Origin of the sequence: Viridibacterium curvum, assembly GCF_039544165.1 — a bacterium.
GTDB classification, from domain to species: domain Bacteria; phylum Pseudomonadota; class Gammaproteobacteria; order Burkholderiales; family Rhodocyclaceae; genus Viridibacterium; species Viridibacterium curvum.
Genome location: NZ_BAABLD010000017.1, coordinates 70,926 through 95,806, shown reverse-complemented (window position 1 = coordinate 95,806; position 24,881 = coordinate 70,926). Strand labels below are relative to the sequence as shown.

23 protein-coding genes are annotated in these 24,881 nt (G+C 63.2%); 15 read left to right on the top strand and 8 right to left on the bottom strand.

Features of this window, described 5'->3' with window-relative positions:
- The first annotated feature begins 36 nt into the window (after nt 1-36).
- Nucleotides 37-450 carry a globin family protein gene (locus tag ABEA02_RS16835; protein ID WP_345534261.1) on the top strand — a complete coding sequence of 138 codons (414 nt, stop codon included), beginning with the start codon at nt 37-39 and terminating at the stop codon, nt 448-450.
- 24 nt (nt 451-474) lie between these two features.
- Here ABEA02_RS16835 and ABEA02_RS16830 read toward each other — a convergent pair whose 3' ends face one another.
- Together ABEA02_RS16830 and flgM are read right to left on the bottom strand one after the other, a co-directional pair.
- On the bottom strand, nt 475-954 hold the full coding sequence (locus tag ABEA02_RS16830) for a flagella synthesis protein FlgN (protein WP_345534260.1): 480 nt from the start codon (nt 952-954) through the stop codon (nt 475-477).
- Nucleotides 955-964: 10 nt separating this feature from the next.
- A complete protein-coding gene (flgM, locus tag ABEA02_RS16825) occupies nt 965-1,264 on the bottom strand; it encodes a flagellar biosynthesis anti-sigma factor FlgM (protein ID WP_345534259.1) in 300 nt (99 codons plus the stop codon).
- A gap of 298 nt (nt 1,265-1,562) precedes the next feature.
- On the opposite strand from flgM, the gene ABEA02_RS16820 reads away from it, so the two are divergent.
- From ABEA02_RS16820 to ABEA02_RS16780, 9 genes are all read left to right on the top strand, one after another.
- Nucleotides 1,563-2,591 (top strand): asparaginase, encoded by a 1,029-nt coding sequence (locus ABEA02_RS16820; RefSeq protein WP_345534867.1) that lies wholly within the window; start codon nt 1,563-1,565, stop codon nt 2,589-2,591.
- Between the two features lie 118 nt (nt 2,592-2,709).
- Nucleotides 2,710-3,618: a hypothetical protein gene (locus ABEA02_RS16815; protein WP_345534258.1), complete on the top strand. Its 909-nt coding sequence runs from the start codon at nt 2,710-2,712 to the stop codon at nt 3,616-3,618.
- Between the two features lie 190 nt (nt 3,619-3,808).
- Nucleotides 3,809-4,786, top strand: a complete 978-nt coding sequence (locus tag ABEA02_RS16810) for a Bug family tripartite tricarboxylate transporter substrate binding protein (protein WP_345534257.1) — start codon at nt 3,809-3,811, stop codon at nt 4,784-4,786.
- Nucleotides 4,783-5,277 carry a tripartite tricarboxylate transporter TctB family protein gene (locus ABEA02_RS16805; protein WP_345534256.1) on the top strand — a complete coding sequence of 165 codons (495 nt, stop codon included), beginning with the start codon at nt 4,783-4,785 and terminating at the stop codon, nt 5,275-5,277. Before ABEA02_RS16810 ends, ABEA02_RS16805 begins: the two co-directional genes overlap by 4 nt.
- A 106-nt stretch (nt 5,278-5,383) precedes the next feature.
- Nucleotides 5,384-6,898 carry a tripartite tricarboxylate transporter permease gene (locus tag ABEA02_RS16800; protein WP_345534255.1) on the top strand — a complete coding sequence of 505 codons (1,515 nt, stop codon included), beginning with the start codon at nt 5,384-5,386 and terminating at the stop codon, nt 6,896-6,898.
- 194 nt (nt 6,899-7,092) lie between these two features.
- Entirely contained in the window at nt 7,093-9,111 is a 2,019-nt protein-coding gene (locus ABEA02_RS16795; protein WP_345534254.1) for a right-handed parallel beta-helix repeat-containing protein, read from the top strand.
- An 8-nt stretch (nt 9,112-9,119) separates the two neighbouring features.
- A complete protein-coding gene (locus tag ABEA02_RS16790) occupies nt 9,120-10,391 on the top strand; it encodes a hypothetical protein (RefSeq protein ID WP_345534253.1) in 1,272 nt (423 codons plus the stop codon).
- Between the two features lie 102 nt (nt 10,392-10,493).
- The gene (locus ABEA02_RS16785) at nt 10,494-10,838 is read left to right on the top strand and encodes a YkgJ family cysteine cluster protein (RefSeq protein WP_345534252.1); all 345 of its coding nucleotides are present in this window, start codon (nt 10,494-10,496) and stop codon (nt 10,836-10,838) included.
- A gap of 211 nt (nt 10,839-11,049) precedes the next feature.
- Nucleotides 11,050-12,663, top strand: a complete 1,614-nt coding sequence (locus tag ABEA02_RS16780) for a DUF4435 domain-containing protein (RefSeq protein ID WP_345534251.1) — start codon at nt 11,050-11,052, stop codon at nt 12,661-12,663.
- A gap of 22 nt (nt 12,664-12,685) precedes the next feature.
- Here the strand turns inward: ABEA02_RS16780 and ABEA02_RS16775 are convergent, their stop codons facing one another.
- The 3 genes from ABEA02_RS16775 to ABEA02_RS16765 form a co-directional block, all read right to left on the bottom strand.
- Nucleotides 12,686-13,645 carry an IS30 family transposase gene (locus ABEA02_RS16775; protein ID WP_345534250.1) on the bottom strand — a complete coding sequence of 320 codons (960 nt, stop codon included), beginning with the start codon at nt 13,643-13,645 and terminating at the stop codon, nt 12,686-12,688.
- 240 nt (nt 13,646-13,885) lie between these two features.
- Nucleotides 13,886-15,721 carry an aminodeoxychorismate synthase component I gene (gene pabB / locus ABEA02_RS16770; RefSeq protein ID WP_345534249.1) on the bottom strand — a complete coding sequence of 612 codons (1,836 nt, stop codon included), beginning with the start codon at nt 15,719-15,721 and terminating at the stop codon, nt 13,886-13,888.
- 30 nt (nt 15,722-15,751) lie between these two features.
- Nucleotides 15,752-17,140 carry a transglycosylase SLT domain-containing protein gene (locus ABEA02_RS16765; RefSeq protein ID WP_345534248.1) on the bottom strand — a complete coding sequence of 463 codons (1,389 nt, stop codon included), beginning with the start codon at nt 17,138-17,140 and terminating at the stop codon, nt 15,752-15,754.
- Nucleotides 17,141-17,250: 110 nt separating this feature from the next.
- Here ABEA02_RS16765 and ABEA02_RS16760 point away from each other — a divergent pair, with 110 nt between their 5' ends.
- The gene (locus tag ABEA02_RS16760; protein WP_345534247.1) at nt 17,251-18,216 is read left to right on the top strand and encodes a diguanylate cyclase; all 966 of its coding nucleotides are present in this window, start codon (nt 17,251-17,253) and stop codon (nt 18,214-18,216) included.
- Entirely contained in the window at nt 18,209-18,619 is a 411-nt protein-coding gene (locus tag ABEA02_RS16755; protein WP_345534246.1) for a response regulator, read from the top strand. Before ABEA02_RS16760 ends, ABEA02_RS16755 begins: the two co-directional genes overlap by 8 nt.
- Before the next feature lie 25 nt (nt 18,620-18,644).
- Here the strand turns inward: ABEA02_RS16755 and gloB are convergent, their stop codons facing one another.
- Nucleotides 18,645-19,427 carry a hydroxyacylglutathione hydrolase gene (gene gloB / locus ABEA02_RS16750; protein ID WP_345534245.1) on the bottom strand — a complete coding sequence of 261 codons (783 nt, stop codon included), beginning with the start codon at nt 19,425-19,427 and terminating at the stop codon, nt 18,645-18,647.
- Here gloB and ABEA02_RS16745 point away from each other — a divergent pair.
- Complete coding sequence (locus ABEA02_RS16745; RefSeq protein WP_345534244.1) at nt 19,426-20,190, top strand: class I SAM-dependent methyltransferase; 765 nt, start codon at nt 19,426-19,428, stop codon at nt 20,188-20,190. The two genes, gloB and ABEA02_RS16745, sit on opposite strands and share 2 nt — an antisense overlap.
- 6 nt (nt 20,191-20,196) lie before the next feature.
- The gene (rnhA, locus tag ABEA02_RS16740) at nt 20,197-20,667 is read left to right on the top strand and encodes a ribonuclease HI (protein ID WP_345534243.1); all 471 of its coding nucleotides are present in this window, start codon (nt 20,197-20,199) and stop codon (nt 20,665-20,667) included.
- Nucleotides 20,668-20,687: 20 nt separating this feature from the next.
- Here the strand turns inward: rnhA and hda are convergent, their stop codons facing one another.
- Nucleotides 20,688-21,323: a DnaA regulatory inactivator Hda gene (hda, locus tag ABEA02_RS16735; protein ID WP_345534242.1), complete on the bottom strand. Its 636-nt coding sequence runs from the start codon at nt 21,321-21,323 to the stop codon at nt 20,688-20,690.
- A 124-nt stretch (nt 21,324-21,447) separates the two neighbouring features.
- Here hda and ABEA02_RS16730 point away from each other — a divergent pair, with 124 nt between their 5' ends.
- Nucleotides 21,448-22,557 carry an AIR synthase related protein gene (locus ABEA02_RS16730; protein WP_345534241.1) on the top strand — a complete coding sequence of 370 codons (1,110 nt, stop codon included), beginning with the start codon at nt 21,448-21,450 and terminating at the stop codon, nt 22,555-22,557.
- Here the strand turns inward: ABEA02_RS16730 and ABEA02_RS16725 are convergent, their stop codons facing one another.
- Nucleotides 22,558-24,621 (bottom strand): methyl-accepting chemotaxis protein, encoded by a 2,064-nt coding sequence (locus ABEA02_RS16725; RefSeq protein WP_345534240.1) that lies wholly within the window; start codon nt 24,619-24,621, stop codon nt 22,558-22,560.
- Nucleotides 24,622-24,881 lie beyond the last annotated feature (260 nt).

Below are 24,881 nucleotides of genomic sequence, written 5' to 3'. Positions count from 1 at the left end.
GCTGGTAGCGCCCCGTTTCTTTTCTGGAGAGCACGCATGACGCCCGAGCAAGTCACCCTGATCCAGCAGTCCTGGCAAAAGGTCGTACCGATTGCAGACACCGCTGCCGGCCTGTTCTACAACAAGCTGTTCGAGCTCGACCCCGAGCTCAAGCACTTGTTCAAAGGCGACATGGCGGAGCAGGGGCGCAAGCTCATGGCCATGATCAGCACGGTGGTAGCCAAGCTTGGCGTTCTGGGTGAAATCGTGCCAGCTGTGCAGGATCTGGGGCGTCGCCATGTGGGCTACGGCGTCGAGGACAAGCATTACGACACGGTGGGCGCGGCCCTGATCTGGACGCTGGGGGCGGGGCTGGGCGAGGCATTTACCGACGACGTGAAAGCCGCGTGGCTCAGTGCCTACACGATCCTGGCGGGGGCGATGAAAGAAGCTGCCGCGTCGGCCGTGTGAGGCAACGCGCGAGGGTGGCGCCGCTCAGGCGCTGCCGAAGATGCGCGAGCCGGGTTTGACGCGCGAGACGCCATCCTTGCCGTAGATGGCAGGCTGGTCGGCATGGGCCATCAGCACTGCAAGTGCCTGATGGTTGTGTTTGAGGCGTTCGGTGATGATGCGGCCGTTCTCGAGGTTGGTGTTGCGCGCCTCGGTGGCTACGGCAAGGTAGTCCTGCCAGATCGGATCGCTTTTCGGACCCAGCAGTTTCTGCACGCTTTCGCGCTCGTTTGGCAGGCCGGATTGGGCCAGCAGGGCGGTGCGTGCAGTCGCCAGTTGTTCGAGCTGGCGGACGATCTGACCCTTGCGCTCCGAGAGGGCGAACAGTGGCTCCATGTCGGTTTTCGACAAGGCTTCGCGCTCTTCGACGAGCACGTTGATGAACGTCTTTGCGAGGTCGCGTTCCGCGCCCAGCAAGGCGATCAGGCGCTGGCGAGGCGCGCCGGAGTCCCCTGCAATGCTCATGCAGTCGTCTTCAGGCGGCGGTGCCAGGCTGTGCCGACAGCATGCTGCGCACGCTTTCGATCAGGCCATCAGCGACCTTCTCGGGATTGACGCTGAAGCTGCCATTGGCGATGGCGGACTTGATCTCTTCGACCTTGGCGGAATCGACGACAGGCGACTGCGCGAGCACGGCTTCGTACTTTTGCAGGCCGGCCGACAAAGCCACCTGAGTGCCCGACTGCGCGGGAGCGGTGCTGGCGGCACGTGTCTCTCGCGTTCGGTTTTCGCCCGACACCTGGCCGGTCGACTTGATTGAATTATCGATTTTCATGGCGTTCCTCAAACTTTCTCAAGCGGTTGGTGTTCAATCCTGCGCTGACCGGAATTTTCTTGTAGGAAAAAACCTGACGCACGCTGCACACCGGCCATAACGACAGCTCCGGAGGGAACTTTAGGCCTTTTTTGCCGGGGCGAGTAGCAGGGGTCTCCAAAACAGGAAATTTCTGCCGCCAGCCCATGTCTCTCTTAGCGGCCGGAGGGCAGAATGCTTGAATACTTCCTGCAATCAAAAGGACGAGTGGCGTGATTTGTGACCTGAAAAGCCTGCCGGAGAGCCTGTTTTGAGCCGTGTGCTGGTGCTTTACGCCGGGGGAACCGTCGGCTGTGCCGGCGTGCCACTGGCGCCGATGGCGGGCGCTGACTTTGCGGCATTGCTTGCCGGGCGTGGCTGGTTGGGGCCTGACGACCGCTTCGAGGCGCTGGCAACACCGCTCGACAGCGCCAGCATGCAGCCTGCTGACTGGCTACGCATCGCCGGGCTCCTGCTGGAGCACTGGAGCGACTTTGACGCCTTTATCGTGCTGCACGGCACCGACACGCTGGCCTGGACGGCGGCTGCCTTGTCGTATCTGCTCGCCGGGCAGGACAAGCCTGTAGTGCTGACGGGCTCGCAACGCCCTTTGGTCGCTGAAGACAGCGACGCCGCGCGCAATGTTGCCGATGCCATCCGTGTGGCGCGGTCTGGCAGATTGCATGAGGTGGCGGTCTGCTTCGCGGGCCGCATTCTGCGGGGCAATCGCTGCAGCAAGCGCAGCGCGCAGCAGGACGATGCATTTCACAGCCCACGCTGGCGGCAATTGGGGGCGGTGTACGCGGACACCATCGACTGGCAGACCGGGGCAGGTCTGCCGGCGCCATCCACTGCGTTTGACCCGGTTAGGCAGCAGGCGCTACTGGCGCGCATCGCGGCTGGGGCGGCCGACGTCCGTGTTGCCATGCTGACCCTGCACCCGGGCATGCCCGCCGAACTCCTGCATGCCGTGGCGCAACTACCGCAGGCCCGCAAGGGCTGTGTGCTGCAGTGTTTCGGGGCGGGTAACGCGCCTGAGGAGCCGGCATTCGTGGCCGCGTTGCAAGACCTGGCGGCTGCCAGCGTGGCGATGCTGGCGATCACCCAGGCCCCGCATGGCGAGGTACGCCATTCGCCCTACCAGAGTGCCACGGCTCTGCAGGCCGCCGGGGTTGTGGAAGGCGGTGATCTGGGGCCGGAGGCTGCACACGCCAAATTGTGGCTGGCGCTGGCTTTGGCTCTGCAGGGTGCGGCTTTGCGGACCTACCTGACGACCGATTTGGCGGGCGAGCTGACTGGTACGGATTGAACGCGAAGTAAGGATTCCCTGTCGTGGCCGGTCTTCCCGGGTGTTGCGGAAAGCGATGATAGGCATCGCGCCGCGATATGCCGAAAGTAGTAGTCATCACCACAGCAAGGAGCCTGGAATGTCAGTCGCGCGTTCAGCTGCACGAGAACAAGGTGAAGCGGTCAAGGCCGCTGGCAGCACGAACAGCGGAGCCTTGCGCAGAGGCGCATCGGGCGCAGCGCGTTGCCTGGCGATCAGTCTGGTCGTTGTTGCGTGCGCCGGTTTGCCGGCCGTGCAGGCGGCCACCCCGCCCAAACCGGTCGCCGCCAAGCCGGTGGCGGGGTCGACCCTGCCGCAGCGACTTATAACGGCTGAGCAGCTCAAGATGCTGGGCGAGCGGCTGACGCGCAATTGGGCCATGACCGGGCTGGGTGCCCTCAAAGTGCGCGCAGAGAACCAATTCGAGATCGACAGCAAGCGCTACGAGCGTCTGCTCAAGCAGATGCAGGAGAGTGCCGACTCGCAGGACCTGCGCGACAACTATGCCCTGCTGGGCCAGCTGTACGGCGACTTCGTCGAACTCCACAAGCTGGGCGCGACGCCTGACAACGTGAAGGCACTGGCCGACCAGAACGAAGAGCTGGTGTGGATCGCCGAGAAGGGCGCGCAGATGCTGCGCGAACGTGTTGGCGCGCAGCAGACCGAGGGGCTGCGCCTGGCCAGCGAGGCGCGGGCGCTGTCGCAACGCATCGCCAAGCTGTACTTCTTCCGCAGCCTGGGAGCGACGGCCCCCTTCGTGGCCAAGGACCTTGCGGCGGCGCAGAAGGCCTATCGCGATGCCATCAAGAACCTCGACACACTGGTGCAGGACAAGCCGCGACAGGAGGCCATCCTGCGGCTCGCCGAGCTGCAATGGCAGTTCTTCGCCGAGGCGCTCGGCACCACGCCACAGCCGTGGGACCGGCAAGCCACCTTCGAGTCGGTGGCCAAGGCCAGCGACAGCTTGCTGGTGGCGCTGGACGACCTGAGCAACGCCTTCGACAGGTAGGTCTCATGCTGCCGGGATCCAGCCGGCATCCATCAGGAATAAGGGGGCGACAGCAGGGAAGGGCGAGACTGCGGCAATCCACAATATCCGCCCCGTGGGCATGCGCAGGATGATGCGACTACAAGACTGGTATCTCGCCGGTTGATGACATTGCTGACCACGATCAGCGCATGCCCCAAGGAGACCTCACATGAATGACACCCGTCGCAAGCTGATGCTGGGCGCTGGCCTTGCCCCGCTGGCCGCCATGCTGCCGCGCATGGCTTTTGCCGCGCCGCTGTTTGAATCGATCAACATGTTCGTGCCCGCAGCTCCGGGCGGTGGTTGGGATGGCACTGCGCGCGCGATCGAGGCGGCTGCTCGCGCCTCGGGTCTGGTTGGTACCTTCCAGTTCGAGAACGTGGCCGGCGCAGGCGGCATGGTGGGCTTGCCGAAGTTCGTGAACCAGCGCCGTGGCCAGGGCAACTCCCTGATGGTGGGAGGCTCGGTGATGGTGGGCGCAGGCATCGCCAACAAGAGCCCGGTGACCATCAAGGACGTGACGCCGATCGCGCGGCTTACCGAAGAATCCAGCGTCATCGTTGTGCCGGCCGCGAGCCCGCACAAGACCTGGAAAGACCTGTCTGCGGCCCTCGCCGCCAATCCCAAGTCGGTCAGCGTCGCTGGCGGCAGCGCGGGCGGTACCGACCATCTGCTGCTGGGTCTGCTGATCAAGGCGCTCAAGGGCAATCCGAAAGATGGCGCTTACGTCGCCTTCTCCGGCGGCGGTCAGGCCGTCGCGGCGGTGCTGGGCAACCAGGTTGCAGCAGGTATTTCGGGTTACTCGGAGTTTGCCGAACACATCAAGTCAGGCCGTCTGCGCGCGCTGGCGGTGTCGGGCAACAAGCGCATTCCGGGTATCGATATTCCTACCCTCAAGGAGCAGGGCACCAACGTCGTTGCGGCCAACTGGCGGGGCGTATTCGCGCCCCCCGGCATCACGCCTCAACAGCGTCAGGCGCTCACCGACCTGATGGCCGCGATGGTCAAATCGGCGGCTTGGCAGGAGCTGCTCGACAAGCGCGAGTGGAATGACGTGTTCCTCGCAGGCACGGCTTTCCAGACCGAGCTTGAGCAGGACATCGCCGAGACCGAAGCGGTGATGAAGAGCCTGGGTCTCGCTTCGTGAGCACACCGCGCAAGCACTTTGCGGTCGCGGCGGGCATCGCGATGTTTGCGTCGGCGGTCGCCATGCTGGTGGCCGTCGCGCAGATTCCCAAGCCTGTCATCGACGACGGGCTTGGGCCGCGCCTCATGCCGGCCATCCTCGCAGGCTTCCTGATGTTGCTGGCCATGGGCTTCACGCAGGCCGCTTGGCAGGGGCGTGTGCCAGACGTGGTCAACGACCCGGAGGAAGCGCCAGATCCCGGCAGCAGGCAGCGTGCGCTCTGGCTGGTTGCCGGGCTGGTCGCACTGTTCGTGTTGCTGGCTTATGCCGGCATCGGCCTCGCGGGCGTCGTCAGTTTTGCGTTGTTCGCGCGGGCTTTCGGCAGTGACTCCATGCCGAAGGCGGCACTGATCGGGCTGGGCACGACGCTGGTGATCTGGCTGCTGTTCGACCGTTTGCTGGGCGTGCAGCTGGGTGGCCTGATCCACTTCGGCGAGTGGCGCCTTGGCTGAGCGCTGAGCCGACAACCGAGCCGACAACAGAGCTGACAACAGAGCTGACAACAGAGCTGAAAACAAGAGGGCGGCGCACGCAGCCGCCACGCAGGAGGAAACACGCATGTCGACTTTCGACGCCTTGCTGGGCGGCTTTGCCCACGCACTCTCGCCCGGCATCCTTGTGTGGGGTTTCGCAGGCTGCTTCATCGGTACGCTGGTGGGTGTGCTGCCCGGCATCGCACCATCGCTGACCATCGCGCTGCTGCTGCCGCTGACCTTCAAGGTGCCGGCCGAAGCGATGTTCGTGCTGTTCGCCGGCATCTACTACGGCGCCATGTACGGCGGTTCGACCACCTCCATCCTCATCAACACGCCGGGGGAATCGGCCACCATCGTCACCGCTCTGGAAGGCAACAAGATGGCGCGTCGCGGCCGTGCTGGCCCCGCGCTGGCGACGGCGGCCATCGGCAGCTTCATCGCCGGCACCATCGGCACTGTGGCGCTGACCTTCTTTTCCCCCTGGGTGGTCGACATCGCCCTCAGTTTCGGCCCGGCCGAGTACGCCAGCATGATGGTGCTGGCCCTTGTTGCAGTGTCCGCCGTGCTGGGCAGCTCGGCATTGCGTGGGCTCATCGCGCTGGTATTCGGCATGATGGTCGGCTTCGTCGGTGTCGACCTGCAGACCGGGCAGCCACGCCTCACGTTTGGCAGCCTCGAACTGCTCGATGGCATCGAGGTGACCGTGGTACTGGTCGGCCTGTTCGCGGTCGGCGAAGCGCTATTCCTTGCGTGGCAGGGGCACTTCAATCGCGCTGAGTTGATGAAGATGTCGGGCAGCCTGTGGCTGTCCAGATCGGACTGGAAGCGCAGCTGGAAGCCCTGGCTGCGCGGCTCGTTCTTCGGCTTCCCGATCGGCGCCATGCCGGCGGGCGGTGCCGAGTTGCCGACCCTGCTGTCGTACTACACGGAGAAGAAGCTTTCGAAGCACCCGGAGGAGTTCGGCAACGGTGCCATCGAGGGTGTGGCCGGCCCTGAAGCGGCCAACAATGCCTCGGCAGCCGGCGTGCTGATGCCCTTGCTGACGCTGGGCATTCCTACCTCGGCGACAGCTGCCGTGATGCTTTCTGCGTTCGAGAGCTATGGCATCCAGCCAGGCCCCATGCTGTTCGCCACGCAATCCGACCTGGTGTGGACGCTGATCGCCAGCCTCTACGTCGGCAACGTCATCCTGCTGCTGCTCAACCTGCCGCTGGTGGGTCTGTGGGTGCAGTTGCTCAAGATTCCGCCGCGCTGGTTGTATGCCGGCATCCTGCTGGTCTCGACCGCGGCCGTGTATGGCGCCAGCAACTCGCTGTTCGACGTGGGCCTGCTGTTCGTCTTCGGCCTCGTCGGCTTCATGATGCGGCGCCTCGACATCCCCGTCGCGCCGCTGGTCGTCGGCATGATCCTCGGCCCCATGCTGGAGCGCTCCCTGCGTCAGGCACTCGTCATCAGCCAGGGCGACTGGAGCACCTTCTTCTCGCGCCCGCTGTCGGCCAGCTTTCTGATCATTGCCGCTGTGCTGTTGATCCTGCCGCGAGTGGTCGGCCAGCTGCGCAAGCGCGGTCAGATGACGGAGCACGAGGAAAGCGACTGACGAGCCGCCGCGGCAGATAGCCATGCTGCCGCGAAATCAAGCAACCGCCTCTTGTCGGCAAGTCCGGCAAGCCCGGACGGGCGGCAGGCCTCGCCGCTGCCGCATCGATATGCTTTCCTGATAGCGGAAAGCAGCCGAATGTGCTTCTCGCTTCGGTATGGCGCCCGCCATACCGACAGTACAAGAAGACATCGATGCGTTCTCATTCTCACTTCGATAGCACGCGGCAGTTGCCGCGTGCCGATTCAGATCCTTGTTCGGCAGTTTTCTCCACCGTGCACGGGCTGATTTGCACGGGGCTGCTGTGTTTCCTGCTAAATGCCTGTGGTGGCACTGGCAGCGCTGCCGGTACGTCGGCGACAGGGGCTTCCGCAAGCGTTGCAGCCAGCAGCGCGGTAAGCAGTGTGGGTGCCAGCACATCCAGTAGCGCCGGTTCGAGTAGCACAACTTCGAGTGCAGCGAGCAGCTCAGCGGCCTCGGGCGCGCTTGTCGTGCGTGTTCAGGGCCTCGCTCTGGGTGGTCAATTGACGCTCAGGCACGGCAGCGAGAGTGTGTCGGCGACGCTTAACCAGCCCTATGCGTTCGCCACATCCGTGGCGGGCAGTGCCCTCAACCTCAGCGTGACGGCGCAGCCGGTGGGCCAGCTCTGTGCTGTGTCGGCGCTGGCGCCGGCGACGGTGCCGACGGATGGCGCGCCGGTTTTCGTGCGCTGCGTGAGCCAGCCTGCGGCGCGCATCACCCTGCCGGACACCTTGCCCAATGATGCGCTCACGGTGCGCATCGGCTTGCGCGACGTGGCATACCCCGGCATTCCCTACGAGAGCCGCCCCGGCGTGGCGGGCGGCATCTTTCCGTACGAATATCGAATCAAGAGCCTCACTCTCGGTGGCGTAGCGCAGAGCACCGCCGGGGTGTCGCTGGACTTCCGGCGCGGCACGGTGCGTTTCACGCCTGCCAGCGAGGGCACGTATGTGCTGACGCTGGAGATCCGCGACAGCGGCGCGACGCAGAAGACGCTGGAGCAGAGCTTCACGATCCAGTCGGCTGCGGCGCGCTTCCTGTTTGTCGCGACCGATGGTGTTGATGCTGCAGGGCGGGGCACGCGCACCACGCCGTTCCGCACGCTGGCCTACGCGCTGGCCAACTCATCGTCCAGTCAGGCCATCGTGCTGCGCAAGGGCAGCTACCAGACTGGCCTCATCATCTACGACGACAAGGCCAAGCAGTTCCTCGCCTACCCGGATGAAGTGGTGACGCTTGACCTCAACAAGACCTACGACATCAGCGTGCGCAGCGACGCGGCGCCAACAGCGCGCATCGAAGGCTTCGACGTGACGGGCGTGCGCCAGTGGGGCATCGTCAGCGACCCGAGCAAGGCCGGCGTGGTGATCCGCAACATGCGCTTCCTCGATGGCGAGGCCGCCAACAATGGCGAGAACCCGGCCTTCATTCATGGCTGGGGCGACTCCGGTCCGGCCTGGCGCCACAAGTTCCTGATTCAGGATAACGACTTCGGCACCTATGTCGGCAATGGCTATGCAACCACCTTGTTCGATGCCGGCGAATCGATCATCGAGAACAACCAGCTCAATCTCGGCAAGGTTTTCGGTGGTTTCCATGACAAGGACAACTCGCAGCACAACACCTATCGCGAGAACTACATTGTCTTTTCGGATGCCAACCGCACCGGCATGGGTATCCAGATTTCGGCGCAGGACAATTCGGCCAACCTGCACATCCACCACAACCTGCTCATCAACGCCGGCATCCATCTTGGCCTGCAGTGCTTCCAGTCGAGCTGCTACATGCGCGACCACGATGTGCATCACAACACGGTCGTCAGATCCGGCATCGGCGTGAACTGGGGGCCGTTCAACCCGACGAGTTACGGCACGCGCATCTCCTACAACCTCATCAGCAACGGCAGCCAGGCGCCCTACGGCGGCCTCTCCTGCCAGAGCCGCCCCGCCAATCTGGCGACCCAGATGAGCGTGGCGGCCAACCTCATCGAGAGCAGCAACAGCCTGGCCTTCAAGGACAGCGAGTGCACCGGCAACGACATGAACTGGGCCGTGTGGCAGGGCACTTATGGCTTCGATACGACGGCGTCGGGCAGCAGCGTCAGCAGCACCAGCGCGCTGACGGGGAGCGGAGCGCTGACGGGTTTGCCAGCGAGCGATGCGCGACGCGGCACGCGCGGCCACCAGTATTGAGAACCGCCATGCATAGAACTGATCTCGATAGGTCTTTGCGCCGCCTTGGCCCGATAGTCTTGCTGCTGACCGCACTGCTGCTTGCTGCGTGTGGCGGAGCAGGGGGTGGAAGTACCCACGGCAGCACTTCGTCCGTCAGCAGTGCGGTGCAGTCTTCCAGCAGCGCCAGCAGCAAGGCAGCCTCCAGCGCCAGTGCCGCAGCGTCCAGCAGCTCGGCAGCGAGCAGCGCCGTGTCGAGCAGTGTGGCGGGTTTTGCAATCAGCGCTGCGAGCGTCAGTGCGGGCAACGTCACCGTAACGGGTGCGGGCTTTGGCAGCCGGGCACAAGCCGCACCGCTGAAGTTTGAAGACTTCGACAGCCGCACGGTCGGCGCAGCACCCGTGAGCTTCGGGTACTACAACTACGGGGGCTTCGGCGGCACGACTACGGTGGATGCCTCGGCAGCATTCAGTGGCAGCAAGTCCCTCCTGCATCAGTCTCACTCCGGCCCGGCTTCGCCAGAGGGCGCGGTCGAGGAGTCGTTCCCGCACATTGCCGTGCGCGGCTTCAGCAGCCAGGAGCTTTACCTCAGCTATCGCATCAAGTTCCGCACCAATGGTGGCCGCATCGCGCAGCTCAAGTTCAACCGCAGCGGCATGGAGGTGAATGGCGACTGCTATGGCGGCAGTCCCAAGTTCTATTCGAGCTATTACCCTGTCGGTCCGAGCGTCAATCGGTACGACAGCGACAAGACGCTGGCGGGTGGGGTGCAGGGCGGCATTCTGCGCCGTGACGGCACGCGCGACGAGGGCTGGGCGGGCGAGGCCAGCATGGGCAGTGGTACCGTCATTCCCTTGCAGGAGGAAGTCTGGTACCAGGTCGAGGAGTACTACCGCCTCAACGACATCGGCCAGAGTAATGGTCAGCACCTCACCTGGGTGAATGGCAACCTGCAGATCAACCGCAATGCCCTGCAGGTGCGCAGCGATGCCACGCACATGCTCAACTGCAGCTACCTTGTGATCGGCATGGACTACTGGCTCAACCCCGGCAGCACGAACGGCGTGAGTGTCTGGTACGACGACCACTACCTCGACACCAGTCGTGCACGTGTCGTGCTGGCCAACGCTGCGACATGGTCTGCCGCGACCCTGCGCGCGCCATTGCCGGCGAGCGCCTGGTCAGGCAGCAGCATTACAGCCCCGCTGCTGCGCAGTGGTTTTGCCGCCGGGCAGGCATGGCTCTACGTGGTGCGCGACGACGGCGCGGTATCGAACAGCTGGCCCATCAGTCTGCCCTGATGCCTCAGTGAGGCTGCGTTGAAGCGGCGTTGAGGCGCACAACAAGATGCGCAAGTGGCCCGCTTCGCGCATCATGCGCGCTTCGATTCCCCAGGATGCCTCATGAACCCCTGCCAGACCTGCGGCGTGTGCTGTGCTGCTTTCCGCGTCAGCTTCCACCGCAGCCAGCTCGACACCGAACCCGGCGGCTACGTGCCGGAGATGCTGGCCGACGAAGAGACTGGCAGCACATGCCGCATGCGCGGCACCGACCGCAGCCCGCCACGCTGCGTCGCCCTCGTCGGCAAGATCGGTGAATCAGTGAAATGCGGCATCTACGAGTTCCGCCCTGATCCCTGCCGCGAGTTTGCTGCACATGGTGTGCATGGCATTGGCAACGAGGCCTGCAATCGGGCAAGGGCGCGGCATGGGTTGGCACCGCTCGGCATGGCGGGGAATGTGGCCTGAGGTTACAGTGAGATGCCCGGTCGGACGCCGGCACCGCAAGTGCTCCGGCTTGTGGTTCGTGTCTTGGCATCCGGAACGACATGTCTTATGGTTGCCGGGACGGATGGCCAGATGTTGGAACGCGGCCGTCCATTTCTGAATGGCGACACTCGGTGTGTTGTCGACATCTCGTTATGCCCTACCCACTTAATTCCATAGCGACGGGAAAACAATGAAAAAAGAAATTTACTTGCCGCAAAACAGTGCCGGGATATCAAAAATCGAGTCGTCAAAAAGTTTGATGGTGGTAGGTGCAAATGGTGCAGGGAAAACCAGACTCGGAACCTGGATCGAATTTAGCTCACCGCACAGTGCAAAGGTGCATCGGATTTCTGCTCAAAAATCATTATCAATGCCTGACTCAACAACGCCAAAATCAATTGATTTAGCAACTTCCGAGTTGTGGACGGGGTATGAGCGAGCAATCGAACAAAACAATATAATCGGGCACAAACAAGGAAGCAGATGGCAAAGCAAGCCAGCAGTAAGCCTGCTCAATGACTATCATCAGCTAATGGTTTTTCTTTTCTCAGATCACACTGAGGAAAGCGCCAAATATCTAGCAGCCTCAAAATCAACCACCAACAGAGTTGAACCGCCAAAGACAAAGCTAGATGTAGTCAAAGAAATTTGGGAAAGAATTCTTCCACATAGAGAGCTGGTGATTGGCGGTCTCCGAATTCAAACAAAAACTAGGGACTCGCAAGGAAAAATATACAACTCATCAGAGATGAGTGATGGTGAGCGGGTTATTTTTTATCTCATCGGTCAATGTTTGGCAGCACCTTCAGGCGCGATAGTCATCATTGACGAGCCAGAGTTACACCTTCATAAATCCGTGCAAGCTCCCCTTTGGGGTCAGATCGAGCAAGCAAGGCCTGATTGCTTTTTTATATATCTGACTCATGACGTAGATTTTGCTTCGGCAATGGAAGAGGCAACAAAAGTTTGGCTAAAGTCTTACGACGGTGAAAAGTGGGATTGGGATTTAATAAAGCAAGACGATAGCATCCCTGAAGGTCTTTTGTTGGAAGTGCTCGGCAGCAGGAGGTCTGTCGTATTTGTTGAAGGAGTGGCCGGCAGCTTTGATTCTGCTCTTTATGCGGCAATTCTAAATAACTACTTGGTCATACCGGTTGGTAGCTGTAGCCAAGTAATACAATCAGTTAGGGCGATGAAAGCCAATACGCAACTTCATCACCTAAACGTATTTGGCATCATTGATAGAGACAGGCGAGTTCCCGCTGAAATAGCAAAGCTCGAGCAAGATTCAATATTCGTCCTATCCGTTGCAGAGGTAGAAAACCTATTTTGCACTAAAGAAATCCTTGAACTAGTTAGCATTCGACTGGAGCGTGATGTCAATGCCGACTTCCAATCCGTTTCGTCTGCAATATTCTCTCGCTTACAGGGTGAGCTAGAGGTTCAGGCTTCGCTTCGCGCCGCAGGTGAAATAAAGTTTCAGCTCAACATGTTTGACGAAAAAGCAAAAGGTTCTGCTGGGTTGGCTTCTGCTCTTCATTCGCTTACTACAGGAATTGACGTCAACGCCATCTACACTCAGTCACTTGCAGATTTTAATGCTGTATTGTCTGCAAGAGATTTTGACGGCCTATTGGCTATATACAATCGTAAGTCGCTATCCGCGCAAGCAAGCTCAGCGCTCGGCCTTGCCAATGGCAGTCTTCCTGAATTTGTAGTTCGCCTCGCAAAAGGTAGCGGCCGTGATGAAATAACAGAGTCGTTGAAGAGATATTTTGGGAATTTTGCGCATCATATGGCGTAGTCTCAACGTTGAAGTGCAACGATCATCTGGAACCATAATAAATCTCCTTCGGGGTTTTGAACTGGTGTCTTTTTCTCGGCCGGGTATTTAATTCGTTAGCGATCCAGTCGCACTGTTTCTGCGTGAGTGTGCTCATGCAGGTGCCTTTGGGGATGTACTGCCGGATCAGGCCATTGAGGTTTTCGTTGGCCCCACGCTCCCAGGAGTGGTACGGCGTGGCGAAGTAGCAGGTGAGCGGGAAGCGCTCTTCGAGCGCCTTGTAGTCGTGGAACTCGGTACCGTTGTCCAGTGTGAGCGTATGGAAGCGGCTGGCATGTTCACGCAAGGCGATGCTGGCTGCCCAGTTCACTTGTCGGGTAGTCCGCGAGCTGATCTTCTTGATCACGGCGTAGCCGGATTTGCGTTCAAGCAGTGTAAGGATGCAGTGATGCTTGTCCTGACCAATGACCGTGTCGCCTTCCCAGTGCCCCAGCTGCTGGCGCTGTTCTATCGCCGCTCCCCTTTCGCTGATGTGCCGCTTGCCTGCCAGCACGCCCCGCGAGTCCTTGCCCGCGTACCGCTTGCGGCACACCTTGGCCATGATGCGCATGTGTTTGTAGAGCGTTCCGCCTTCGCGTTTGTCTCGCAGGATGTACCGGTAGATGGTCTCGTGACTCATCCTGCAGACTGCTTTTTGTCGCAGTACCGCGCTGATCTGTTCAGGGCTCCACTTCTTGCGCAGCAGCGCCTCGACGGTCTGCCATTGCAAGGCGCTGTACCAGGAGCGTCGCCGTGCTCGTCGGCGTCTGGCGCTGGCGTATCTCTGCGCTTTCTCCGCACGGTAGCGCCCGTCGTGAGTCGTGCGGTTGCGCCGCAACTCGCGGCTGATCGTGCTGGCCGCACGCCCCATGTGCCGGGCAATCGCGGCTTGAGACAGCCCCGCACTTTGCAGCCCCGTTATGCAGTATCTTTCCTCTCGGGTGAGCTGGTGGTACTTATTCATGAGTACTTCCTCTTTCTTCGCGGGAAATGGAAGCTCTCAGTATCTCAGCTCGCCCTCCAGCTTCGCGGGGCGTTGCACTTCGTTTGTGAATCCGCGGCGTCTAACCCTACAGGCAAGCGGACCGGGGCAAGATCCTCTCTGCAAGCTGGCGATTGCGGTTTCCTTCGCCTTGAGCCGCCCTTCATCTCCACGACAAGGGCGTAAGGCGCAATAACCGAAGGGACTCGATCCGGATGGGTCTCAGGCGATCAGCCTGACTGCCATCAACCCGCGCAGCGCATTACCAACGAAGAGCTTTTCCGCCGTATCAAGATCCTTGCGCGTCAGCACTCCTTCCTGCGCGCGTCCTTCGGCAATCAGCTGCGCGCGCAGCACGCCGGGCAGCAGGCCGCTGCTGAGCGGGGGCGTGAGCAGCACGCCGTTGCGTTCGATGAAGACGTTGCTGCGGGCGCCTTCGCACAGTTCGTCTCGGGTGTTGAAGAACAGCAGGTCGAAATGGCCGGCGGCGATGGTGCGTTCCAGCGCGGTGTCGTAGAAGCGGCGCGCGGTTGTCTTGTGTTGCAGGCGCAGGTCGTCGGGGTCCAGGCGTTCGCTGGCGATGGTGACGGTGAGTACGGGCGGCAGCGGTGCGAGCACGGTGCTGCTGGCCTCGCAGCGGCCGTCGCGCGCCAGGGTGAGGCGCATGCGGTAGGTGCCGTGTTGCAGCGTCGCAGCTTGTGCGGCGAGTGTGGCGAGGATTGCGCTCTTGCTGAACGGGATACCCAGGGTTCGCGCCGATTTTTCGAGCCGGGCGATGTGGCCGGGCAGCATGGGGTAGCGGATCTGCGGGCCGACTTCGCAGCGCAGGGTTTCGATGAGCTGCAGGCCGTCGTCGCGGACGAAGCGGGCCTTGGTAAGGCATTCGTCATACTCGGCAGCGGGGTCGGAGTCGGCGACGATGCCGCTGCCGACGTCGAGCCGTGCGTGGCCCTGTGCGTCGATGAGCAGGGTGCGGATGGGGACGTTGAAATCGGCGTCGCCATCGGGGGCGAGCCAGCCGATGGCGCCGCAGTAGGCGCCGCGCGGGCCAGCTTCGAGTTCGTCGATGATCTGCATGGCGCGCAGCTTGGGGGCGCCGGTGACGGAGCCGCAGGGGAAGAGGGCGCGGAATGTTTCAGCCGTGGAGGCGGTGACGCCGCTGGCTTCGACGGTGGAGGTGAGCTGGTGCACGGTGGCATAGGTTTCCAGCGCGAAGAGGCTGCTGACGCTGACTTTGCCGGCGGGGGCGAGGCGGCCGAGATCGTTGCGGATGAGGTCGACGATCATCAGGTTCTCGGCGCGGTTCTTCTCGGAGCCTTGCAGTGAGCTGGCGATGGCGGCGTCTTCGGTGGCGTCGGCCGCGCGGGGGGCCGTGCCTTTCATGGGGCGGCAGCTGAGGGTGTCGCCGTGGCGCGTGAAGAATCGTTCGGGCGAGCGTGAGAGCAGCCAGTTCTGCCCGTCGTGGATGAGGGCGCCGTGCTGCACGGGTTGGCGCTCGCGCAGCTGTGCGTAGAGCGCGAGGGGGTGGCCGAAGCTTTGCCCGGTCAGCGGGAAGGTGAGGTTGGCCTGGTAGCAGTCGCCGGCGCGGATGTAGTCGAGGATGCGCGAGACGCGCGTGGCGTGTTCATCAGCCTGCCACTGTGGCGCGAGGTGCAGCAGGCCGGCTTCGCGTTGTTGGCCGCTGAGTTGGTCGAGGGCTTGCTGCCACCAGTCGGCGAGGGCGTCGCCTTCGAGTGTCCGGTTGTGTTCGAACACCAGGGCGCGTGCCAGTGGTGCGGGAGTTGCCGTGTCGCGGTGGTCGCTCAGGCGGGGCTCGAAGGCGCTGGCGAGTTCGTAGTTCGCGATCAGTGCGACCCAGCGTCCACGTGCGGTCTGCGCGTCGATGGCGTCGAAAAAGGTGGGTGCGTCGTTGGCCAGCGGGCAATCGAGCGTGAGCAGATGGCCGTGCAGCAGGCGCGCGCGGGCCGGGCTGCCGAGGTTGTCTTCAAACAACGCAAAGGGCGAGAAGGGCGAGGGGGCCGCCTTCGCCCTGCGCGACGCAGGGTGGTGTGGGGACATGCAGAGAATGGGCGCGAGCCCGACGGCGGATCAGCCTTTGCGGCGGTTGCCGCGCACAACGCCGCGCTTGGGGGCTTTGTATTTGGCTGGCTTGGCAGAGGGCGTCTGGCCGAGGCGGGCAAGGGATTCCGGCAGGGGTTCGGAGATGCTGGATGGCACCAGCAGTTTGTAACCGGCTGCCAGCAGTGCGCGGGCACGCAGGCCGTTGGCGACGCACAGCGATTGCACGGCCATGCCGAGTTCCTTGGCGATCTGCTCGATGCGTGAGGTCTTGGGTACAACCCAGGTTTTCCAGGTCAGCAGCGGCGGGCTGTCACTGGTGGCGACGTGGCGCGCGAGGTTCTCTTCGAACTTGCGGGCGTTGTCGAGCGGCAACACGATGCTCGTGTCCTTGGTGCCTGGCAGCACCGGGCGGTTATAGCCGGGGTTGAGCATCAGGAATTCGGTGGTGGGCAGCTCGGCCAGCTTGGCGGCGACAGCGACGTCCATGCGCTGCACGCGTTCGACGCGCGTGAAGTAGGGCTGGTTGGGGATGTCGGGCAGGTCGACCTTGTAACGCTCGGGCTGGGCGATGATGTTCTTGATGGCCTGCAGCTTGGGCACGTAGTAACGCGTCTCTTCCGGCATGCGCAGGCTGGCGTAGTCGGTGGGCAGGCCGGCGGCCTTGTTGCGGGCGACGGCGCGGGCCACGGCGTTCTCACCCCAGTTGTAGGAGGCCAGCGCGAGATGCCAGTCACCGTGCATTTCGTAGATGGTCTGCAGGTAGGCCAGCGCGGCATCGGTGGAGGCGATGATGTCTCGGCGCTCATCGACCCACCAGTTCTGTGCGAGCGCGTAGCTCTTGCCGGTGGAGGGGATGAACTGCCAGAGGCCGGCGGCCTTGGCGGACGACAGGGCCTGCGGGTTGTAGGCGCTCTCGACCACGGGCAGCAGGGCCAGTTCGGTGGGCATGCCGCGTTTTTCGAGCTCGGTGACGATGTGGTAGAGGTACTTGCGGCTGCGTTCCAGCATCACCTTGATGGCCGTGGGGCGCGCGAGATAGTAGTTCATGCGGTCGTCGACCACCGGGCCACTGAGATTTCGCATGGCGAAACCAGCTCGGATGCGCTGCCAGATGTCCTCGGTTTCGGCGGAGTGGTCGACGCTGGTGATGTTGCTGTTGCGATTCTCGGTCTCGGATGGGCCAAGAACCGGGGCGACGACGGGCGCGACCAGCGGCATGGCTGCAGGAGTGGTCGAGCCTGAGGGCGCCGGTGCGGGGGCGACTTCGCGCTGAGCGCTGCCCAGTGCCGTGGCTGCCTGCAGGGCGAAGGCGCCCTCGGCGGCCTGCAACAGGGGGGCGGCGATCAGCAGGCAGGCGCCCGCGAACGCCGGCAGAGTCTTGCGGTGCAGCCCGATGCGGTGCGCTAAAGCCTTCATGGATTCCTGCCGTTCATGTAACTGGACGGATTTTAGCCATTTCGGCGCTGATAGCCAGCCTGAATTTTCAAGGACTTGTCTCACAGCAACGTGGGAGCGATGGGACCCGGATGAAGGCACTGGTGGTGGATGACACCCTGACGAGCGTGACCCTGGTGGCCCATCAGCTGCGCCGTATTGGCATTGAGCCTTTGACGGCGCGCAGCGGGGGGGAGGCGATCGAGCTGTTCAAGCAGCATCACCCCGATCTGGTGATGCTGGACGTGAACATGCCCGACCTCAACGGCTTCGAAGTGGCCAAGCGCCTGCGCCAGCTGGAGCGTGACGGGGAGTGGACGCCGATCATCTTCCTGAGCGCACGGGCGAGCGACGAAGATGTGGAACGCGGCATCGCCGTGGGAGGTGACGATTACCTGGTCAAGCCGGTGTCGGAGATCGTGCTGACGGCGAAGGTGCGCGCCATGCAGCGCATCGCGCAGATGCGTTACTCGCTGGTGGTGCTGACGCGTCGGCTGGATGACGCCAATCGCGAGCTGACGCGCCTGTCTTCGGTGGACGGGCTGACCGGCGTGGCGAATCGCCGCATGTTTGACGAAGCGGTGGTGCGGGAGTGGGCGCGCGGCGTGCGCCACGGCTCGCAGCTGTCACTGCTGATGTGTGACGTGGATTACTTCAAGTCTTACAACGACAGTCTGGGGCATCAGGCAGGGGACGAATGCCTGCGTGCGGTGGCACAGGCCCTGGCAAGCCGCGTGCGGCGGCCGACTGACCTGGTGGCGCGTTACGGCGGCGAGGAGTTCGCCGTGCTGTTGCCGGACACGGACGCTCTTGGGGCGGCGACGCTGGCCGAGGCGATGCGCCGTGATGTGATGTTGATGGACGCACGCCACCCGGAGTCGCCGATGGGGCGGGTGACGATGAGCTTCGGCGTCGCAAGCCTGATTGCCGACCGCAGCATGGCGGGTCCAAGCGGCCTGATCAAAGCGGCTGATGAGGCGCTGTATCGAGCAAAAGAGGGCGGCCGCAATTGTGTCGCCCTGAGTGAAGTAACGGATGAGGTGAATTGCGATGAGTGACGAACGCGTATTGAACGGCATTTCGGTGGTGGTGGTCGATGACAACGACACCACACGCGCCATGCTGCGCGGCATCCTTCGGCAGGAGGGGGCGGAAGTGCTGGGCGAAGCGAAGGACGGCGAGTCGGCGGTGGCGGCCTGCAAGAGGCTCAAGCCGAGACTTGTCTGTCTGGACGTCATGATGCCTGGCGCCAACGGGGTTGAGGTCTTGCGTGAGGTGCGCGCCGAATTGCCTGAGACCCGCGTGCTGATGGTGACCGGCTCGACGGACCGCGATACGGTGCAATCGGCCATTTCGGGAGGCGCGAGCGGTTACGTGGTGAAGCCCTTCAATGCGGCACGCGTCATCGCGGCTGTCCAGCAGGCATTCTCGCGACCCGTGCCGCCTGCAGCAGGCAGCTGAACTTCTGCTTGCCTGGCCCGACGGGTCAGGCGATGTCTTTCCAGGCCCGCAAGGCAGCGAATACTGCCGGCGGGCTTTGCATTTCCTGCCCGGCATGTTGCGAGACGCTGGCTTGAATGGCTGGTTCCGCCGTGCGCAGGAAGGGGTTGATGGCGAGCTCGGCCTCCAGCAGCGCCGGGACGGTGGGCAGGCCCTGTTCGCGCAACCCTGTGCAGCGCGTGGCGTAAGCCGCCCGGGCGGCATTTTCGGGCTCGACCATGGCCGCAAAGCGCAGGTTGGCGAGCGTGTATTCGTGCGTGCAGTAGAGGCGGGTGTGGCCCGGCAGGCTGGCCAGACGCGTCAGCGAGGCGTGGAACTCGGCCGCTGACGCTGTGCCGAGGATGCGGCCGCAGCCCGCTGAGAAGATGGTGTCGCCGCAGAACACGAAGTCTTCACCAAGGTAGGCGATGTGTTCTTCGGTGTGTCCCGGCACCGCCCATACCCTGAGCTGTGCGCCGGGCACCTGCAGTGTGTCGCCCTCGCGCACGGCGTGGCTGACTACGGCGATGCTGGGCGGGCCATAAACGGGGACAGGCCGGTCTTCGAGCAGAGCGGGGATGCCGCCGATGTGGTCGTTGTGGCGGTGTGTGACGAGGATGCCAACGAGCTCAAGCGCGTGTTCGGCGAGGTAGGCGCGCACCGGTGCCGGGTCACCGGGATCGACGACGACGCACTCTTTGCCCTCGCGCTGCAGCCAGATGTAGTTGTCGCGGAGGGCGGGAAGCGGAACAATCTCCATCCGCATCATTCTCGGTTGTTCGCCATACATGTCAATTCCCGGATTCCAGGACTGGCTGGCCAGTCCCCGAGGTCAGTATCTGCTGGCCTGGGAGCAGCGGCAGTGCGACAACATCGTGGCCGACATCTTCGGCTACAACGCCGTGCAGATCGGTCTGCCCGGCACGGACTACCTGCGCGCCAACCGCATGCCCAGCCGCTTCCATTGTTGCGACGGGAGCCTTGGGGACGTGCTTTGCGACGCGGAGGAATTGCCCTTCGCCAGCCAAAGCCTCGATCTGCTGGTGTTGCCGCATGTGCTGGAATTCGCCGCGCATCCGCACCAGTTGCTGCGCGAAGCCGAGCGCGTGCTGGTGCCCGAGGGCAGCCTGGTACTGACCGGCTTCAACCCATACAGCCTGTGGGGCGTGCGGCGTGCGTTTTCGGGCAACCTCGGGCCGATTCCCTGGCAGGGGCAGTACCTGGCCGTGCATCGCCTCAAGGATTGGCTCACGCTGCTGAGTTTCGAGGCGCATACCAGCAATTTCGGTTGTTACGCCCCACCGGTGTCGTCCGATGTGTGGCTGCGGCGCTGGTCGTTCATGGAGTTCGCGGGTTCGCGCTGGTGGCCCTTCGCAGGCGGCGCCTACCTCATTCACGCGGTCAAGAAGGTGCGCGGCATGCGCCTCATTGTGCCCAGCTGGCGCCGCGCGCCGCGCAGCAAGAAGGCCATGGCGCCGGTGCCGCAACGGGTCCAGCGTGGTGTATCGTCCGCCCCCGACTCCCCACCCAAGCGTCTGCCGGACGCCAGCTGAACACCCATGAGCGATCAAGCCCAAGTTGTCGAAATCTTTACCGATGGTGCCTGCAGCGGTAATCCCGGCCCCGGCGGCTGGGGGGCCATCCTGCGCCTGGGCGACAAGGAGAAAGAGATGTGGGGCGGCGAGCCCGCCACTACCAACAACCGCATGGAGATGCTGGCCGTCATCCGCGGCCTGCAAGCTCTCAAGCGGCCCGTCACGGCGCGTATCTACACCGACTCGCAGTACGTGCAGAAAGGCATCTCGGAGTGGATCCACGGCTGGAAGAAGCGCGGCTGGAAGACCGCTGACAAGCAGCCTGTGAAGAACGAAGACCTGTGGCGGCTGCTCGACAGCCTGGCCGAAGCGCACAAGATCCAGTGGCTTTGGGTCAAGGGCCATGCCGGCCATGTGGAGAACGAGCGCTGTGATGCGCTGGCACGGCGAGGGGTCGAGGCCGTGCGTGCGTCGGGCAAGGCGGTCGAAAACTGAATCGCTCGCCGCTGACCGGGTCAGCCGGCCAATAGCTCCCGCAGCAGCGGCAGGGTCACCGGGCGGCCCAGACTCAGGCTGGCTTCATCCAGCGCATCGAGCACCGCCATAAGCCAGGGCAGGTCGCGGCGGCCGTGGCGCAGCAGGTAGTCAACGATGTCCTCGCCGAATTGCAGGCCACGCGCATGGGCGTGCTGCAGCAGGGCGGTTTTCTTCTGCGCATCACTGAGCGGGCGGATCTCGAACACCAGCCCCTGAGCCAGTCGGCTCGCGACATCATCGCGAAAGCTCAGTGCCGAGGGCGGCGTGCCGCCTGCCACGATGAGGCTGCGTTGCCCCTCGCGGGCGCCGATCAGCAGGCGGAACAGATCGGCGAGAGCGGCTTCGGGCAAGGCCTCTACGTCATCCAGACAATGCAGCGCAGCGGGCCCGCGTGCCACGGCATCGCGATACACGGGGCGGTCAGCCAGCCCGGCCGCAGCGGCAAGCAGGTGTGAGCGCCCGCTACCGGCCGGACCCCACAGGTACAGCACGCTGCCGTCGTGACGCTGGACCTGCTCGCGCAGGGCTGCGACCAGGGCGGCGTTGTCGCCGGCCACGAAGTTGTCCAGCGTGGGCACGAAGTCGGGGCGAACGTCGAGGATGAGCTGTTTCAAGGTGCAGGACGGCGGAAAGGAGGCTGCCGGGGCGAAGCGCGACGGGCCGCAATCTTACCGCGCGGGAGGCAGGGGCGCCCCGAACAGGTAAAATGCGCGGTTTTCGCTTTACGCCGGAATTTCCATGTCCCAGAAGCCCCTCGACTACACCGCCGCAGGCGTCGATTACAGCAAGATCGACCCGCTCAAGATCCTCGCCCAGCAAGCCGCCAGCAGTACGCGCGGCAACCTTGCGTCGCATGGCGTCAGCGAGATCCCGGCGTCGCGCGGTGAATCGGCTTATGTGATGGAAGTCGGCGGCGTGCTGATCGCGTCGATCACCGAATGCCTGGGTACCAAGGCCCTGGTGGCGGATGCAGTGCGCCCGATCACGGGCAAGACGCACTACGACGCCATCGCGCAGGACACCATTGCCATGGCCGTTAACGACCTGATCACGGTGGGCGCAACACCGCTGTCGGTGCACGCCTACTGGTCCGCTGGTGGCAGCGAGTGGTTTGCCGACGAGCAGCGTATGCGCGACCTCGTTGCCGGATGGCAGAAAGCTTGCGACGTCTGCAAGGTGAGCTGGGGAGGTGGTGAAACGCCGGCACTTGCCGGGGTGGTCGAAGCCGGCCGCATCGATCTGGCTGCGTCATCTGTCGGCATCATCCCGTCGCGCGAGCGCCTGACGCTGGGTGACAAGATGGGTGATGGCGACGAGATCGTGCTGCTGGCTTCCAGCGGTATCCACGCCAATGGCGTGAGTCTTGCGCGCAAGCTGGTCGAGCGCCTGCCCGATGGCTACGCCAGCAAGCTCGCCGATGGCCGTCTGTACGGCGAAGCGCTGCTGGACCCGACCGTGCTCTACGTGCCGGTCACCGAGGCGTTGTTCGCCGCCGGTATCGTGCCGCATTACTCGGCCAACATCACCGGTCACGGCTGGCGCAAGATCATGCGTCATGGTGGCAACTTCACCTATCGCATCCATACGCTGCCCGACGTGCCTACCGTGCTGTCCTTCATCCAGCATCACGCCGGCATCGACGACCGCGAGGCCTATGGCAGCCTCAACATGGGCGCCGGGTTCGCGTTCTACGTCAAGGCCGGGCAGGGCGCAGAAGTCGTGCGCATCGCCGAATCGCTGGGCGTCAAAGCCTGGCTGGCGGGGCGTGTCGAAGCTGGCACCAAGCAGGTCGTCATCGAGCCTTTGTCACTGACTTACGCGGCGGATGAACTGCATCTGCGTGCGTGATCAGGTGGTGGCAGGCGCGTAAAAGCGGATGGCTTCGCGCAAGGCGTTCTCGGCAGCGCGGTCCGGTGACATGAAGGCGATGCCGTAGGTCAGGCCCTTGCCGCTACGCTCGCCGCTGGCGTCGATGCGTGTCACGCGGCCTGTCATGTGGAAGGGTGGGCGTTCAATATAGCCGTCAAGCTTTTCGGTCGGCATCTTGATTTCCAGCTCCAGCGATGCACCGACGTCGACGGGCAGTCGTGACGGACAGACGAGGCGCATGCCGCCCATGCTGAAGTCTTCGGCGATGCCCGTGACGCTGGGCTGATCGGGCAACATCACCGAAACAAACAGGGTGTGTTGCAGGCGTGCGTGACGACGTTTGCTCTGCTCGGGCTCGTTGAGCGTGGTCTGCAGATCGAGCTGGAAGAAGTTGATCTTCTGCTGCAGACCGTCGACCGTGACGTGCAGAGACCGGCTGATGGTGTGGGTCACCCCGAGCGTGGATTCGCTGCTGCGCAACGTGGTGAACAGACTTTCGAGGCGAGTGTGGAGGCCCATCAACTGACTGACCTGCTGTTGCGAGGCGTCGGCAATGCGGCGGGTCGATTGCGTGCTTTCCAACGCCTGTGTGGCCATTTCGCGGATCGCGCTGCTGTTGTCCTCGGCCCTGGTGCGTGCGTCGCTGACGACCTGCGCGACGCTCTGCATGTTTTGACGGGTCGCGCCAAGCTGGGTATTGAGCCCGGCAACAATCTGCTCGATACAGGTAGTGGCATCTGCCGTGCGCTGTGCCAGTGCGCGGACTTCGTCAGCGACGACGGCGAAGCCTCTCCCCTGTTCGCCGGCCCGGGCTGCTTCGATGGCGGCGTTGAGGGCCAGCAGGTTGGTCTGATCCGCGATGCCCTTGATGCTGGCAACAATGGTGTTGATCTCGGCGCCTGATTTCACAAGCTCTTCAACGGCCTCACCGGTCTGGTGCACGCGGGCAACCACGTCGCCCATTTCGCGCTGGATGTTGCCGATGGACGTGAGGCCGGCCTGGGCCAACTGTTCGACACGTTGGTTGTTGTGCTGAGCATCGCCAGCGAGGCCGTTGACTTCGTCCGAGATGGCACGCAGTCCGGCGGTGGCGCTGGCGACCGCAGCAGCCTCGTTTTGCTGATCGGCTGTGACACTGGCGATTTCACGCGATACGGAACTGATCTGGAAAATCGATTGCCCGACTTTGATATTGGTGTCGTGGATGCCGCGCAGCACGTCACTGAATTTGTCGGCCATGTTGCGGATGTCACCCAGCAGACTGTTGCCCGCATGTTGTGGCTGGATGCGGACGCGCATGTCCCCGCTTGCAAGCTGGCGCATGATGTTTGCGGCTTCGGCGGGTTCGCCGCCCAGCATGTAGAGCAACCGGCGCGCCACCCACGTGGCGGCCACGCTGGCCAGCACGAATGACAGGGCGTAGATGGCCAGCAGCGAGAGACGGGCCGTGCCGAGCGAGGCCTCTGCCTTTTGTTCCAGCCCGGCGTTGTCCCGGTTGGTGAGCGCCACCACGGTGTTGACGGCTTCGCGATGGCGGGCATAGGTGACCTGCATCGCCTGAAGTGCGGAAGCAACTCCTTGTGCATCTCCGCGCTGTGCGGCGGGCAACAGGGCTTCGCGTCCCTGGCGGAAGAACTCGCGGCCGGAGTCGGCCAGATCCTGCTGAATCAGCTTGCTGGTCGTGGCGGGCAGCGGTTCATCCTTCCAGAAGGCGATGCGCGTTTCGAACTCTTTCTCCAGCACTCCCAGCTTTTCTGCCAGCTTGCGACGTTCGGTCTCGTCATTGGCACGTAACAATTCATGTGCCGTGAGATTGGCTTCGACCACATAGGCCGGGGGCGGCAGAATGTCGGCGATGAGATCCTTGCCCCGGACGACGTCGCGGTACAGCGGACCGTTGACGCGCATCGAGTCGAGAAAGTGCCAGGAGATCAAGCCGTAGAGGGAAAAGCCACAGAACAGGGTCAAGACAAGACCCGCGAACAAGGCTTTCAGGCTCAGGCCGGCAAGGCGGTCCTGCAGTGACAAGGGAGTGGTGCTCATGCTGGGTGCCCATGCGGTGCTGTGGTGGACAAAGGGGCGTCAGCCATGCCCCGGGCTTGAGCCTTTAACGGCGTCATGGAGAAATGGCTTGAATGCGACTGCGCCGGTTCGTTTGCACCGTTGCGGGTCAATGCACCGCCGAAGTGCCTGGGCTGGTGCCAATGCGGGGCCAAATGGGGCGGAGCTGTGCAGGATCAACGATTTTGCTGCGGCCGCACACGGGTGGCATGTGTTTCGCTTATGCTTTGCACAAGATTGAA

What these genes read in the sequence shown, in the direction of transcription:
- pabB (WP_345534249.1), bottom strand. Translation starts at nt 15,721, where the DNA reads ATGTCCCCACACCACCCTGCGTCGCGCAGGGCGAAGGCGGCCCCCTCG.
- ABEA02_RS16730 (WP_345534241.1), top strand. Translation starts at nt 21,448, where the DNA reads ATGTCCCAGAAGCCCCTCGACTACACCGCCGCAGGCGTCGATTACAGC.
- ABEA02_RS16795 (WP_345534254.1), top strand. Translation starts at nt 7,093, where the DNA reads ATGCGTTCTCATTCTCACTTCGATAGCACGCGGCAGTTGCCGCGTGCC.
- ABEA02_RS16835 (WP_345534261.1), top strand. Translation starts at nt 37, where the DNA reads ATGACGCCCGAGCAAGTCACCCTGATCCAGCAGTCCTGGCAAAAGGTC.
- ABEA02_RS16810 (WP_345534257.1), top strand. Translation starts at nt 3,809, where the DNA reads ATGAATGACACCCGTCGCAAGCTGATGCTGGGCGCTGGCCTTGCCCCG.
- flgM (WP_345534259.1), bottom strand. Translation starts at nt 1,264, where the DNA reads ATGAAAATCGATAATTCAATCAAGTCGACCGGCCAGGTGTCGGGCGAA.
- gloB (WP_345534245.1), bottom strand. Translation starts at nt 19,427, where the DNA reads ATGTATGGCGAACAACCGAGAATGATGCGGATGGAGATTGTTCCGCTT.
- ABEA02_RS16785 (WP_345534252.1), top strand. Translation starts at nt 10,494, where the DNA reads ATGAACCCCTGCCAGACCTGCGGCGTGTGCTGTGCTGCTTTCCGCGTC.
- rnhA (WP_345534243.1), top strand. Translation starts at nt 20,197, where the DNA reads ATGAGCGATCAAGCCCAAGTTGTCGAAATCTTTACCGATGGTGCCTGC.
- ABEA02_RS16800 (WP_345534255.1), top strand. Translation starts at nt 5,384, where the DNA reads ATGTCGACTTTCGACGCCTTGCTGGGCGGCTTTGCCCACGCACTCTCG.
- ABEA02_RS16765 (WP_345534248.1), bottom strand. Translation starts at nt 17,140, where the DNA reads ATGAAGGCTTTAGCGCACCGCATCGGGCTGCACCGCAAGACTCTGCCG.
- ABEA02_RS16790 (WP_345534253.1), top strand. Translation starts at nt 9,120, where the DNA reads ATGCATAGAACTGATCTCGATAGGTCTTTGCGCCGCCTTGGCCCGATA.
- ABEA02_RS16745 (WP_345534244.1), top strand. Translation starts at nt 19,426, where the DNA reads ATGTCAATTCCCGGATTCCAGGACTGGCTGGCCAGTCCCCGAGGTCAG.
- ABEA02_RS16780 (WP_345534251.1), top strand. Translation starts at nt 11,050, where the DNA reads ATGAAAAAAGAAATTTACTTGCCGCAAAACAGTGCCGGGATATCAAAA.
- ABEA02_RS16830 (WP_345534260.1), bottom strand. Translation starts at nt 954, where the DNA reads ATGAGCATTGCAGGGGACTCCGGCGCGCCTCGCCAGCGCCTGATCGCC.
- ABEA02_RS16760 (WP_345534247.1), top strand. Translation starts at nt 17,251, where the DNA reads ATGAAGGCACTGGTGGTGGATGACACCCTGACGAGCGTGACCCTGGTG.
- ABEA02_RS16775 (WP_345534250.1), bottom strand. Translation starts at nt 13,645, where the DNA reads ATGAATAAGTACCACCAGCTCACCCGAGAGGAAAGATACTGCATAACG.
- ABEA02_RS16815 (WP_345534258.1), top strand. Translation starts at nt 2,710, where the DNA reads ATGTCAGTCGCGCGTTCAGCTGCACGAGAACAAGGTGAAGCGGTCAAG.
- ABEA02_RS16755 (WP_345534246.1), top strand. Translation starts at nt 18,209, where the DNA reads ATGAGTGACGAACGCGTATTGAACGGCATTTCGGTGGTGGTGGTCGAT.
- ABEA02_RS16725 (WP_345534240.1), bottom strand. Translation starts at nt 24,621, where the DNA reads ATGAGCACCACTCCCTTGTCACTGCAGGACCGCCTTGCCGGCCTGAGC.